Annotated in this window: 13 protein-coding genes; 12 read left to right on the forward strand and 1 reads right to left on the reverse strand. The window is 61.9% G+C overall.

Annotation, left to right across the window (positions count from 1 at the left end; all coding sequences use genetic code 11):
• The first annotated feature begins 11 nt into the window (after positions 1-11).
• From AC6I9R_RS19070 to pdeM, 11 genes are all read left to right on the forward strand, one after another.
• Positions 12-662, forward strand: coding sequence for an OmpA family protein (locus AC6I9R_RS19070; protein ID WP_461428557.1), 651 nt, complete (start codon positions 12-14; stop codon positions 660-662).
• 306 nt (positions 663-968) lie between these two features.
• Entirely contained in the window at positions 969-2228 is a 1260-nt protein-coding gene (locus tag AC6I9R_RS19075; protein WP_461428556.1) for a CpaE/TadZ family protein, read from the forward strand.
• A gap of 4 nt (positions 2229-2232) precedes the next feature.
• On the forward strand, positions 2233-3729 hold the full coding sequence (locus tag AC6I9R_RS19080) for a TadA family conjugal transfer-associated ATPase (RefSeq protein ID WP_461428555.1): 1497 nt from the start codon (positions 2233-2235) through the stop codon (positions 3727-3729).
• 14 nt (positions 3730-3743) lie between these two features.
• Positions 3744-4712: a type II secretion system F family protein gene (locus AC6I9R_RS19085; RefSeq protein ID WP_461428554.1), complete on the forward strand. Its 969-nt coding sequence runs from the start codon at positions 3744-3746 to the stop codon at positions 4710-4712.
• A 60-nt stretch (positions 4713-4772) separates the two neighbouring features.
• The gene (locus AC6I9R_RS19090) at positions 4773-5747 is read left to right on the forward strand and encodes a type II secretion system F family protein (protein WP_461428553.1); all 975 of its coding nucleotides are present in this window, start codon (positions 4773-4775) and stop codon (positions 5745-5747) included.
• A gap of 82 nt (positions 5748-5829) precedes the next feature.
• A complete protein-coding gene (locus AC6I9R_RS19095; RefSeq protein ID WP_461428552.1) occupies positions 5830-6420 on the forward strand; it encodes a tetratricopeptide repeat protein in 591 nt (196 codons plus the stop codon).
• A gap of 66 nt (positions 6421-6486) precedes the next feature.
• Positions 6487-7329, forward strand: coding sequence for a tetratricopeptide repeat protein (locus AC6I9R_RS19100; protein WP_461428551.1), 843 nt, complete (start codon positions 6487-6489; stop codon positions 7327-7329).
• Between the two features lie 15 nt (positions 7330-7344).
• Positions 7345-7848, forward strand: coding sequence for a prepilin peptidase (locus AC6I9R_RS19105; RefSeq protein ID WP_461428550.1), 504 nt, complete (start codon positions 7345-7347; stop codon positions 7846-7848).
• 69 nt (positions 7849-7917) lie between these two features.
• Positions 7918-9243 carry a DUF8689 domain-containing protein gene (locus AC6I9R_RS19110; protein WP_461428549.1) on the forward strand — a complete coding sequence of 442 codons (1326 nt, stop codon included), beginning with the start codon at positions 7918-7920 and terminating at the stop codon, positions 9241-9243.
• Positions 9244-9357: 114 nt separating this feature from the next.
• Positions 9358-11784: a ligase-associated DNA damage response DEXH box helicase gene (locus AC6I9R_RS19115; protein WP_461428548.1), complete on the forward strand. Its 2427-nt coding sequence runs from the start codon at positions 9358-9360 to the stop codon at positions 11782-11784.
• Between the two features lie 42 nt (positions 11785-11826).
• Positions 11827-12522: a ligase-associated DNA damage response endonuclease PdeM gene (pdeM, locus tag AC6I9R_RS19120; RefSeq protein ID WP_461428547.1), complete on the forward strand. Its 696-nt coding sequence runs from the start codon at positions 11827-11829 to the stop codon at positions 12520-12522.
• On the opposite strand, the gene AC6I9R_RS19125 is transcribed toward pdeM, so the two are convergent.
• Entirely contained in the window at positions 12497-12994 is a 498-nt protein-coding gene (locus AC6I9R_RS19125; RefSeq protein ID WP_461428546.1) for a LytTR family DNA-binding domain-containing protein, read from the reverse strand. The two genes, pdeM and AC6I9R_RS19125, sit on opposite strands and share 26 nt — an antisense overlap.
• A 408-nt stretch (positions 12995-13402) precedes the next feature.
• On the opposite strand from AC6I9R_RS19125, the gene AC6I9R_RS19130 reads away from it, so the two are divergent.
• Positions 13403-13819: a PaaI family thioesterase gene (locus AC6I9R_RS19130; protein WP_461428545.1), complete on the forward strand. Its 417-nt coding sequence runs from the start codon at positions 13403-13405 to the stop codon at positions 13817-13819.
• Positions 13820-13856: the final 37 nt, after the last annotated feature.

Genomic DNA, 13856 nt, shown 5'->3' on the forward strand with positions numbered 1-13856 from the left:
GGGACATGACAATGACCAAGCAAATCCACTCCCGCCGCACAGTCCTTGCAGGCCTTGGCTCGACCCTCGCGCTTAGCGCCTGCGGATCGACCTTTGTCGAGACCGGGCGCCCCTTGGGCGCGCATTTGGACGAAGGCAACTTCGGGGCGCCGACGCGCAACAATATCGGCGTGCACAACGGTGACATCCAATGGGCCGCCATCCTGGGCGAGCGCTTTGCCAGTACCGTGCCCACCACGATCAACTTCGCCTTCAACTCGGCCGAGTTGGACGCAGAAGCCCGCAGTATCCTGAGCCAGCAAGCGGCCTTCATCCGCAACTTCCCTGAAGTGCGCTTCTCGGTCTATGGCCACACCGATGCGGTCGGCTCCAACGCCTACAACCAGCGCCTGGGTCGTCGTCGCGCCCGGGCCGCCGTGAACTTCCTGGTGTCGCAAGGCATCAACCGGCATCGCCTTGCCGCGCTGGTGTCCCTGGGCGAGACACAGCCCGTCGTGGCGACCGATGGCGAAGAACGCCGCAACCGCCGGACCGTCACGGAAGTGACGGGATTCATGGAAAACAACCCCCTGGTCCTGGATGGCCGCTACGCGGAGATCATCTACCGCAACTACCGTGAAGGTGGCGGCGCGGGCGGTGGCGCAGGCGGCGCACCTGGTTAACCTCTGTGGCGGCCGGGTGGTCCAAAACACCTAAAATCTAACGAAAAACCGCGCCAAGATCCCCTCTTCGGCGCGGTTTTCTGTTTGTGAACAAACCCATGATAGCCCGCGAATTGTAAACGTATTCCCTCATTTGTGTCCAATTCCTGCCGTTTTCTGCGGTCAAATTCATCTTTGAGAAGGTCCCATGCGCGACAGTGCGATTGGGCCGGAAGGAAGTCACGGCAGGCGAGGTCGAGCAGACCGTTACGCGCCGCCGACGTCATGAACGATCCGGGAACTCCGGGCATATGTGGGAATTGAGGAATGAGCAGCGGATTGGCACTACACTCTGAACCGGCCCCGATTGTGGCCTGTACAGTGTCCAGCAAAGTACATCACTTCGGCCTTTTGATCGAAGATATGGAGAATGAGCTTGGTGAAGCCTGGGGCGACCTGGGATTTGACGAGGCGCGTGAATTCATCGGTGCGCTCGACGTGGGCACGCTGGAGTTCATCGCCCTGGCCGTGCGCGAAGAGGATGAGGCAGATCTTGGCCGCGTCGGAGAGGTGATCAACGCCGCCCGCGCCAAAGAAGTCGCCGTGATTCTGATCCCTGAAAACCTGTCGACCGCGGGCCTGCGCGAATTGTTGCGCCTGGGCGCAGACGACTTCGTCCCCTACCCCCTGGCCGAGGGCGCGCTTCACGACGCGATCGAGAAGATTGCGCGCGCCAAAAACCCGCCCCCTGCCGCAGTTACCCCGCTGCCTGTGCCTGAGGCGCCAGCCATGGGGCAGCAAATGGGCGGCAAATCCGCCGTCTTCGCCGTTCAGAACCTGGCAGGTGGCACCGGTGCCACGACCCTGGCCGTAAACCTGGCGTGGGAGTTGAAACACGCCGACAAGAAGGCGCCGCCCTCGGTCTGTTTGCTAGATCTCGATCTGCAATATGGCTCGGTCGGGACGTATCTCGACCTGCCGCGCCGCGATATCGTGCTGGAGCTGTTGCAGGACGCCACCACCATGGACACCGACGGCTTCAAACAGGCGTTGGTCACCTATGGTGAGAGCCTCTCGGTGTTCACCACGCCCGCCGAAATCGTGCCCCTCGACCTGATCGGCCCTGAAGAGGTGACAGCCCTCATCGATCTTGCGGCACAGTGCTTCGACATCGTCGTGATCGATATGCCGCGCACCATGGTCATGTGGACCGACACCGTGCTGAACCGCGCTGACGTCTACTTCGCCACGCTAGAGCTGGACCTGCGGTCCGCCCAAAACGCGATGCGCTTCATCAAGGCGTGCCGGTCCGAGGATCTGCCGCTTGAGAAGATGCACTATGTGCTCAACCGCGCGCCGGGTCTGACCGACCTGAACGGCAAGAACCGGATGAAGAAGATGGCCGACAGCCTTGGCGTGTCATTCTCCACCCATCTGCCTGACGGGGGCCGCGCCGTCATGCAAGCGGGTGACAACGGGGAAACCCTGGCTGATTCAGCGCGGAAAAACCCGCTGCGCAAGGAAATCATGAAACTCAGCGATGGGCTTTACAAGGCCATGGCGTCTGACGCGAAGGCGAAGGGGTAAGATCATGTTCTCCAAATACAAAAAGGCAGGCAAGGGCGGCGGCGTCGCCCCCCTGGCTGAGGTTTCCCAGGCTTCAAAAGCCGCAGCGCCGGAAGCGCCCGCACCGGCTGCGGCCCCGGCTGCTACGGCATCGGCAGCCCCTGCCCCCAAGATCGCGCGCAAGCCCGGCCCCAAGGCCGTCGCCCCAACACCCGAGGCCGTGTCCGGCGAGGATAAAGACCGCAAGCGCCGTCTGCGTCTGGATGAAATCAAGACAGAGATGCATCACCGTCTGCTGGACAACCTCAACCTGTCCGCTTTGGAAACCGCAAAGGAAGCCGACCTTCGGTCCGAGATCACCTCCATCACCAGCGAACAGCTGGGGGAAATGGGCGTGGTCCTGAACCGCGAAGATCGCCAGACCCTGAATGTGGAGCTGTTTGACGAAGTCACGGGCCTGGGCCCGTTGGAGCCTTTGCTGAAAGACGACACCGTTAACGATATTCTCGTCAACGGCCCCAACCGCGTGTTCGTGGAACGCGCCGGTAAGCTGGAACTCTCGGAGGTGCGCTTCAAAGACGAACGCCACCTGCTGCGGATCATCGACAAGATCGTTTCCGCCGTGGGTCGGCGCGTGGACGAATCCAACCCCTATGTGGACGCCCGCCTGAAAGACGGCTCGCGTTTCAACGCCATGGTTCCGCCGGTGGCCGTTGACGGCAGCCTGGTTTCCATTCGTAAGTTCAAGAAAGAAAAGCTCGGCATCGATGACCTGGTGAAGTTTGGCGCCTTCTCGGAAGAGATGGCCGCCTACATCCAGGCCGCCGTGGCCTGCCGCCTGAACGTTGTCGTCTCGGGCGGTACGGGTTCGGGTAAAACAACCACGCTCAACGCGCTGTCGAGCTTCATCGACAATTCTGAACGCATCCTCACGATTGAGGATACGGCGGAACTTCAACTTCAGCAGGTCCACGTGGGCCGGATGGAATCCCGCCCCCCCAACGTCGAAGGCAAAGGCGCGGTGACCCAGCGCGATTGTCTCAGGAACGCCCTGCGGATGCGCCCGGATCGGATCATCGTGGGGGAGACCCGGGGCGAAGAAGTCATCGACATGCTCCAGGCGATGAACACCGGCCACGACGGATCAATGACCACGATCCACGCCAACAACGCCCGCGATGCCTGTTCGCGCCTTGAAAACATGGTCGCCATGGCCGGGATTGAGATGCCGCTTAAGGCCGTGCGCGCTCAGATCGCGGCGGCTGTGCACCTGATCGTGCAGGCCTCGCGCCTGCAAGACGGCTCACGTCGCATGGTCTCCATCACCGAGGTGACGGGGATGGAGGGTGAAGTGATCTCGATGCAGGAAGTGTTCCGCTTCCAACGCACCGGGCTTCTGCCCGACGGCAAGATCCAAGGCCATTTCACCGCCTGCGGTGTGCGGTCCCATTATTCCGAGCGGTTCCGGCAGTGGGGCTACGATTTGCCCGCGTCGATCTATGAACCCATGGCCGCCCAGTAAGGAGCACGCCCCAAATGGAACTCTCAATCGAACCGCTCATCTATATCGGCATCTTTGTCGGTGTGATCATGCTGGTAAACGGCATCTACCTGTTGGTGTTTGGCAAATCGATCAGCCTGAACGCGCGGGTGAACCGGCGTTTGACGTTGCTGGAAAGCGGCTCCTCTCGCGAGGATGTTCTGGAACAGCTGCGCAAACAGATGGACCAGCACAAGGGCGGCATCAAACTGCCCTTCTACACGCTGATCGCCGACAAGGCGCAGAAGGCGAATATCGCCTTCACACCGCCGCAGCTGATGCTGGTGATGTTGGGTGCCGCGGTAGCCGCGTTCCTACTGTTGCAGATCCTGACGTCCGCGTCGCTTCCGATCAGCTTCGTTGCGGCCGTCGGTATGGGCGTGGGCGGCGTGTTCCTTTGGGTCAGCAAGACCGCCAAGAAGCGGATTTCCCTGCTGGAAGAACAGCTTCCCGATGCCGTTGAACTGATGGTGCGCTCGCTTCGCGTGGGCCACCCCTTCGTGTCCTCGATCAACACCGTCAGCCGTGAGATGTCGGATCCCATCGCGTCCGAATTGGGCGTGATCGCGGACGAGGCCGCCTATGGCCGTGACATCGCCGAATCGATCCGTGCCATGGCTGACCGCCTTGATATCCAGGATCTCCGCTTCCTCGCGGTGGCCGTGGGCATCCAGCAAACCTCGGGTGGTAACCTAGCCGAGATCCTGTCGGGCCTGGCCGATGTGATGCGCGCGCGGTTCAAACTGTTCCGCAAAGTTCGCGTGATCACGGCCGAGGCGCGCGGCTCTGGCAACTTCCTGTCGGTCTTCCCGATCCTCGCGCTGATCGGCATCAACGTGGCGCAGCCCGATTACTACGCCGAGGTCGTTGATACCCCCGTCTTCATCCCCGCCTGTGCGGGCGTGGTCGTGGCCTTGGCGATGAACTGGGTCATCATGCGCATGCTTGTGAACATCAAAGTCTGAACAAACCCAAATAAGGGGCGAACGCGAAACCTAACGCCCCAACCGTGAAAGAGCAGTCCGATGGAATTCTTCAAGAACCTCTTCAACAAGGCCAACGCCTTCCTGGTGGATCAGTTGGGTGAACTGGGGCCTCTGATCGCGGTCGGTGCCCTTGGGGTGTTGTTGTGCCTCGTGGCGCTGCCGACACTGATGAAGAAGCAGAAAGACCCCTACAAGAAGCTGCGCGAAAGCCGTGATGAGACCAAATCGGTCAAATCCGGCGGCCTGCGCCTGGGCGGCAAGAACGAGAAGTTGGAGCGGTTTGCCCAATATCTTGAGCCCCAGGACGAAGAAGAACTGTCGGCCACGCAGCTGCAGATGATCCGCGCAGGCTACCGCGCGAAATCCTCGATCCAGATGTTCAACTTCGCCAAGCTTGCGCTCGGCCTTGGCGGTCTGCTTCTGGGAACACTTTATGTGCTGATCACCGGTGGTGGCGGCTCGGCCCAGAACTCCGTTCTGATCGTGCTGATCCCTGGCGTCGTGGGCTACTACGCGCCGAAGTATTGGATCACCAAGCGGATGCAAACGCGGGAAGAGCAGATCAACGCGGGCTTCCCCGACGCCCTCGACCTGATGCTGGTCTGCGTGGAAGCGGGCCAGTCCTTGGATCAGGCGATCATCAAGGTGGCCCGGGAAATCAAAACCTCCTACCCGCCCCTCGCGGAAGAATTCGAGATTGTCGCCTACGAGATGAAGGCCGGTAAGGACAAAACCAAGGTACTGCGCGACATGGGCGAACGGGTGGGCATTCAGGACGTGAACTCGTTCATCACCACCCTGATCCAGTCCGCAACGTTTGGTACCTCGGTGGCCGAGGCCTTGAAGGTCTACTCGGACGAGATGCGCGATAAGCGGATCAGCCGCGCCGAGGAAAAGGCCAACAAACTGCCCACCAAGCTGACGCTTTTCACGATGCTGTTCTGTGTGCCTCCGCTGCTGGTGATCCTGATCGGCCCGTCGATCTACGGCATCGCCACCGACCTGGCGCGCTGACCTGAGCTTCAGCCAAAAGGGTTAAGAAAAGTTTAGCCAAGGGGCGCCGCCATCCCTATGGTGGCGCCTGAGCAGTTTAACCATGAGGCAGACAGTGCTTAAGCACGCGCGCCCCGCCCTGACCGTCACCGCCGCCGCGATGATCACGCTGACCGCGTGCAATTTCACCCCGCGCCTCGACGCGGGCGACAACGACGTGACAGCACCCGCCAGTGTTGGACAGTTGGACAGCAGCCTCGACAGCCTGATCACCGGCGACCGCCTGATGGAGGCCGGTGAATACGAGCTGGCCCTGCGCGCCTACTACCGCGCGGGCGTCGAAGATGGCCTCAGCGTCGATGTGATCACCGCCATCGGCGCCGCTAACCTCGCTTTGGGCCGTCTTGGCCAAGCGGAAGAGCAATTCCGCGCCGCCCTCCAGCGACAACAAGATTTTGTGCCTGCTCTCAACAACTTGGGGGCGGTGCTGATCGAACAAGGCGAATATGGGGAGGCGCGACGCCTTTTGGAGCAAGCCTTCGCGCTCGATAGTGGCAGTTCGGAAACGATTCGCGAGAACCTGCGCCTCGCTATCGCGCGAATGGAAAATCAGGTATACGTTGAACAAGAGCATAACAGGCCGGGGCTGATCCGGCGCGGCGGCGGGCGTTACACACTCCAATCCGCGCTTTAGAGGCACCACGGTCAACCAAGAATGAAGGCGCGGCAATAGACCTGCGTCCATGAAATGAGGCAGAGCATGATCCGAACCCTCCGGTTAATACCGGCGGCTGTCGCCGTCGCGGCCGTCGCTGCGTGCAACACCACCGACGCCGATGTCGAACGGGCCCTCGACCCGCTCAACGTCATCGATGAAACCAACCTTGCCGACATCATGCTCAGCGCCGCCTCGCCCAACGAGGCCGTCGATTATTTCCGCCGGGCCGCGCAAGAAGACCCCGACCGTGTCGATCTGCAGCGCGGATTGGCCACAAGTCTGGTGCGCGCGGGCCGCGCAGCCGAGTCGTTGACGGTTTGGCAACAGGTTATCGAGCATGATGGCGCCATGGACCAGGACCGCGTAGATTTTGCCGATGCCTTGATCCGCACCGGCGATTGGGACGGGGCGCAGGTCCAGCTTGACGCCACCCCGCCCACATTCGAGACCTACGAGCGTTACCGGCTGGAGGCGATGATCGCCGACAGTGAAGAGGAATGGGACCGCGCCGACAGCTTCTATGAGACCGCCGCAGGCCTGACGACCCGCCCCGCCAACGTCTACAACAACTGGGGCTATTCGCACCTGACCCGCGGCGATTATCCCGGCGCGGAAGAGCTTTTCGTGCGCGCCATCTCCTACGATCCTGAGCTGTTTACCGCCAAGAACAACCTCGTCCTCGCCCGTGCCGCCCAAGGCAACTACGCCCTGCCGCTGATCAACATGACCCAGATCGAGCGGGCGCAATTGCTGCACACCGCCGCCCTTTCGGCCATTCGCCGCGGCGATGTCGACGAAGGCCGTGGCCTGCTGAACGAAGCAATCGATACACACCCGCAGCACTTTGAAGCTGCCGTTGAAGCGCTGCGCGCGCTCAACGCCTAAGCACTGGAGGCCCCCATGACCCTCACCCTGACAACCCTTGAAGCCATGTGGTTTCTCCCCCTCGCCTTCCCGATCTGCATCTGGGTCGCGCTGTCGGACCTGCGCCAGATGCGCATCCCTAACGTGGCCGTGCTGGCCCTGACCGGCGTGTTCCTGGTCACCGGCCTTTTCGCGCTGCCGATGGACGCCTACCTCTGGCGCCTCGCGGCCCTTGGCATCGTGCTCTTGGCGGGCTTCATCGTGACGTCCCTGGGCCTTGTGGGCGCGGGTGACAGCAAGTTCGCCGCCGCCATGGCACCGTTCATCGCCCCCGGGGACTACCTGTTTTTCCTGGCCCTTTTCAGCCTGGTGCTGATCGGATCCTGGATCACCCATCGTTCCGCCGGCCGTGTCCCTGCCGTGCGCCGCGCCACCGCCCATTGGTCCAGCTGGGAACAGGGCAAATTGTTCCCCATGGGGGTCGCGCTCGCCGGGGCCCTGGTCATCTACCTGGCCATGGGATTCGCCGCTGGCGTCTAAAAAAAGCCCGTTTGTGCGCCCATACTGCGCGCAAACCTTCCACGCGTATCGTACGAGGTCAGTAGCCCCATGAACATGCAAGCTCCCGCCGCTGAAACCAGTTTCGCCCCGCCCGCCCTGCGCATGCTCAAGGATACCGGGCTGACCCCGGTGATGATGCGGGACATCTTGCTCAAGACAATCTTCCGAAAGAACGTGGAACAGGCCTCTGATATCGCCAAAGCGATCTGCCTGCCGATCCCGCTTGCCACGCAACTCATTGATATGTTGCGGGATATGAACTTCCTGCAAGCCACCGGGACGATGCACGCCACCTCCAGCAGCGAGATGGGCTTTCAGCTGACCGACGCCGGAAAGGCGCGCGCCCTCGATGCGCTGTCGCAGTCCGAATACTACGGCGCGATGCCCGTGCCGCTTGACGACTACAAGGTGCAAGTGAAGCGCCAGTCGATCCGCGACATCAACCTGACCCGCCCGATGCTGGAGGCCTCGATGGGCCACCTGATCCTGCCGGACGGGTTGATCGACCAGCTTGGACCGGCCGTGGGCTCCGGCCGTTCCGTCCTGATGTACGGCCCCCCCGGCAACGGTAAATCCTCCATCGCCGAAGGCATTCGCGCGGCGATGGGCGACAACATCTACATCCCCCATGCGCTGAGCTACGCGGGCCAGGTCATCACGCTTTTTGACCCCATCGTCCACACCCCCGTCGCCACCACGACAGAAACCGAAGGCCAAAGCCCGCTGCGCAAGAACGCCGCGCGTTTTGACACGCGCTACCTGCTTTGCACCCGCCCCACGGTCATGACCGGCGGCGAATTGAAGCTGTCGATGTTGGATCTGAACTACAACGCCGTGTCGCGGACCTATCAGGCCTCGATGCAGCTGAAATCCACCGGCGGCGTCTTCATCGTCGACGACCTTGGCCGCCAGGCCGAGCCGCCCCAGACGCTGATCAACCGCTGGATTGTCCCGATGGAGGTCAACTACGACATCCTCGCGCTCCAGTCCGGTGAAAAGTTCGAGGTGCCCTTCGACACGCTCGTCGTCTTCTCTACCAACTTCCACCCGAACGAGATCTTCGACCAAGCCGCCCTGCGCCGGATCTTCTTCAAGGTGAAAATCGACGGCCCCAACCAGGAACAATTCCTGAAGATCTTCGCCATGGTGGCCAAGAAGAAGGGCATTCCGCTGGACGAGAAATCGCTGATCCACATGCTCAAGGTCCGCTACCCGACGATCGACAATGTCTATGCCAACTACCACCCGGTGTTCTTGTGCGATCAGATCAAGGCGATCTGCGACTTCGAAGGGCAGCCCTATCACATGACGCCCGAGTACATCGACCGCGCATGGGAAAACCTCTACGTCCGCGAAGAGAAGATCGTTCACTGACGCGGCCCACGGGACGGCGGGCGGGGCGCCTTTGGCCAAAGGCCAAACAGCGTCGCCCCCGTCATTCACCACCCCCCGGGTTCTTTACCCCGAAAATTGTCCTATCTCTCCCCTATGGACAGCCCCGCCCCCCTTCCGCCACAGATCGAAGACTGGTTCGCAGCTCGTGGCTGGTCGATCCACCCCCACCAGCGCGACATGCTCGCGCTCGCAGATCAGCCCTGCCAACTGCTCATCGCGCCCACCGGCGGCGGCAAGACCATGGCCGGATTTCTGCCCACCCTGGCCGAGCTGGCAGACGGCACACACCAAGGCCTCCACACGCTTTATATCAGCCCTCTCAAAGCCTTGGCCGCCGACATCAAGCGCAACCTTTCGGGTCCGGTCGAGGAAATGGGCCTGCCCATCCGCATTGAGGATCGCACCGGTGATACGCCGAGCAGCCGCAAACGCCGCCAGCGCGCCGACCCGCCCCACATCCTGCTGACCACGCCCGAAAGCCTCGCGCTCCTCACGTCCTACGAGGATGCGGGTCGCACCTTCAAAGGCCTCCAACGCGTCATCGTTGATGAAATCCATGCGCTGAGCGAAAGCAAACGCGGCGACCAGCTGATGCTCGCCCTCTCACGCCTCTCCACCCTCGCCCCCGGCCTGCGCCGCGTGGGCCTCTCGGCCACGGTCGAAGATCCCGCCGCCATCGCCCGCATCCTTGCCAAAAACCCAGATCCCTGCGCCATCCTGCAAGCCGATCCCGGCCCCGATCCCGATATCGCCATGCTGACCACCGACACCCCGCCGCCCTGGTCCGGCGGCGGCGGCAATTACGCGATGGACGCGGTGCTGAACCAGGTGAAGGCGCACAACACCACCCTCATTTTCCACAACACCCGCGCCCAGGCCGAGATCTTTTTTCATCATCTCTGGCTCGCCAACGAAGACCAGATCCCCATCGGCATCCACCACGGTGCCCTTTCGCGAGAGCAGCGCGAAAAGGTCGAACAGGCCATGGTCGCGGGCCAACTCAAGGCCATCGTCTGCACCGGCTCGCTTGATCTCGGCATCGACTGGGGCGACGTGGATCTCGTGATTCAGGTCGGCGCCCCCAAGAACGTCAAACGCCTCGTCCAGCGCATCGGGCGTGCCAATCACCGCTACAACGCGCCGTCCAAGGCCTTGATCGTGCCCGCTAATCGGTTCGAAGTCATCGAATGCGTCGCGGCCCTTCAGGCCGTCCGCGACCGCACGCTGGACGGAGACACTGACCACACTGGGCCCCTCGACGTGCTCTGCCAGCACATTCTGATCCGCGCCTGCGCCGGGCCCTTCACCGCCAATGACCTTTTCCAAGAGGTCAAAACCGCCGGCGCCTACACCGATCTGCCCCGCACCACGTTTGATCGCTGCCTGGATTTCGTGGCCACCGGCGGCTATGCGCTGCGCGCCTACGATCAATGGCAACGCCTCATCGAGGCCCAGGGCGAATATCGCCTCCGCGACCCCCGCGCCACGACGCGCATTCGCATGAACATCGGCACCATCGTGGACGCCGACAAGATGTCCGTCCGCATGCAAAAAACCCGCGGTGGCAAGCCTTTAGGAGAGGTGGAGGAATACTTTGCCTCCACCCTGCGCAAGGGCGATACCTTCCTGATCGGCGGCAAGATCGTGCGCTATGAGGGCATGCGAGAGATGACGGTAGAGGTCTCCAGAACCTCGTACCAGAAGCCCAAGATCGCCACTTTCATGGGCACCAAATTCGCCACCTCCACGCAGCTTTCCGACCGTATCCTGACCATGTTCCGCCAGGATGATTGGCCCGATCTGCCCCGCCATACCCGCGACTGGCTGCACCTCCAGCGTGAGGTCTCGCAACTTCCCGAGCGCGAGCGCCTGCTGGTCGAGACCTTCCCCCACGACGGGCGCGAACACCTAGTGGCCTACGGTTTTGCGGGCAAGAACGCGCAGCAGACCCTTGGCCTCTTGCTGACCCAACGGATGGAGGCCCAGGACCTCAACCCGATGGGCTTTGTGTCCACCGACTATGCCACGATGATCTGGGGGCTGGACCAAGTCACTGATCCGCAACCGCTTTTCAGCCGCGACAACCTGCTGGAAACGATGGAAACCTGGCTGGCAGATAACGCGGTGATGAAAAAGACCTTCAAAGGCAGCGCGATCATTGCGGGCCTCGTGGACCGCGCCATGCCCGGCGGAAAGCGCAAGACCGGGCGGCAGGCCGCCTTTTCCACCGATATCCTCTACGACACCCTGCGCAAATATGACCCCGATCACGTGATGCTAGACATCACCCGTCAAGAAGCGATGCGCGGCCTAGTGGACTTCGGCCGGATCGAGGGGATGCTGGCGCGCATCGGTGATCGGATCGATCACCGCCCCCTCACCCGTGTCAGCCCGCTGGCGGCACCCCTGTTCCTGGAAGCCGGGCGCGTTCCCGTCCAGGGCCTCGCCAATGAACGGCTGTTGGAGGAAGAGACACAGCGCCTGATGGCAACCGCCGGTCTCGACTTCGGGCCCGGCTAATAGCCCTTGTCCAGACGCCCTCCGCACAGATATGAACGAACCATGAACGCGCTTCCCTTCACCTTTTGCGGTGCCGCCCTGCACGCGCGCCCGTCCGGCGCGCTCCATTGGCCCGAGCAAAACACCCTCGTGGTCAGCGATCTGCACCTGGGAAAGGCCGAGCGTATGGCCCGTCGCGGCGGGCCGATCCTGCCGCCCTATGAGGTGATCGAGACCCTGGATCGCCTGCTCGATGACATCGCCAAGACCCAGCCGCGCACCGTCATTTGCCTTGGCGACAGCTTCGACGATCTGGCCGCCGCGCGCGCCACCCAAAGCGCCGTGTCCGAGCGTCTGGCCCCTGCCCTCGCCGGACGGCGATGGGTGTGGATCGAGGGCAACCACGACCCCGGCCCCGTGGACCTGAGTGGAGAGCATTTGGGCGAGATCACCATCGGTCCCCTGACCTTCCGACATATCGCTCAACCTACCGCGCCGGGCGAAATCTCGGGCCACTACCATCCGAAAGCCAGGGTACGCCTGAAGGGGCGCACCATCACGCGGCGGTGCATTCTGGTGGACGACATGCGGATGATCCTACCGGCCTATGGCACCTATACCGGCGGCCTGTTCAGCCATGAGCCCGTGTTGACTGACCTCATGAACCCCAACGCCCGCGCCATCCTGATGGGGCCTGTCCCGACGGCCCTGCCGATGCCGCGTGCGGCACGGTCTAGTTGGGCCGCCCCGCTACACTGACGCCCGCTTCTTGCAGCGCCCTCAACCCATTCTGACTGACGGGCAGTTCGGACCCGCAACTCAGACGGACGGTGTGACGCCGCCCGTCGGGGACAATCGCGACGATTGAATCGTAGGCCACCCAATGGGACCTGTGAATGCGCGTGCCGTCGAAATCGGTCAGTTCTTCCAAGGCATCCCCGAAGCGTAACCGCAACTTGGACCCGCCTCGATCCGTCCAGACGTCCACCTGGTGGTTGTCGGCCGAAACCCGCATGACGTAGCCGCGCTTGTCCGGGTCCAACCGCCGCAGAAAGGCGGTCTGCGCCTCTGTCATGACCGGCTGTTCGATCACGGCGGACCCGGCCTCTGCCCGGATCTCATCCATATACATCCGCGCATAGGCGCGCAGGGCCACCGGCACCAGACACACCAGCAGGGCGATGGCGATATGTTCCAGAAAAAACAGCGGCGTGGCCAGGTCAAAACCCATATAGAAATAGTTTATGGCCCAGACCACGGGGCCAATCACAAGTGACACCGCGCCCGCTGCGACAAGGTCCCGCTTTAACGGAGAACCCGAAGAAAATCGATATACGGCATTTCGTACGAAATGCGCCGGCAAAAGCACGACGAAGATCATCCCGCCCCAATAGATTAAGCGCTCAGCAAATGAAAAATGCTCATAGGTCGCGAATGGACCGACGATGGCAACGATCACAGTTGCAAAGCATGCAACCGAAAGGCGAATAACCCAATCGCGCTGCGCCGCAATAGCCTCACCCGTTGCAGTTGTTTTCATTGATCTTTTAGGCTCTTGGCAGCATCGTGGTTATTGAAGGTATACGGTTAAGGCGATCATGATCAAGCCCGTTCTGGATATAGATTGGAATTAGCGCCAATGGACGAGACAAAACGCCAGAGAATTGAAGACAGCTTCGCCCGCCAAGGATTAATGAATACATTAGCCTGCAGAATTGACCATTTGGAAAAAGGGCGCGTGGTCCTGGAATTACCGATCTCCCCTATGGTCAGCCAGCAGCACGGCGTGGCGCACGCGGGTGCGACCTTTGCCATTGGCGACAGCGCGTCGGGCTATGCCGCACTTTCCGTGATGGATGACGATGCCGAGGTGATGACGGTGGAGATGAAGATCAACCTCATCGCACCCGCCGCAGGCAAGCGCCTTTTGGCGACGGGCGAGGTTGTGAAGGCCGGCCGCAGGCTTGTGGTTACCCGCTGCACGGTGCAGGCGGAGGCCGAGGATGGCAGCCTCCGCGATGTCGCGTTGCTTCAGGGCACGATGATACCGGTCTGATGCCCCGTCGCGGGCAAGACCCCCCGTCACAGAGATC

The sequence above is a fragment of the Gymnodinialimonas sp. genome, from assembly GCF_059726805.1.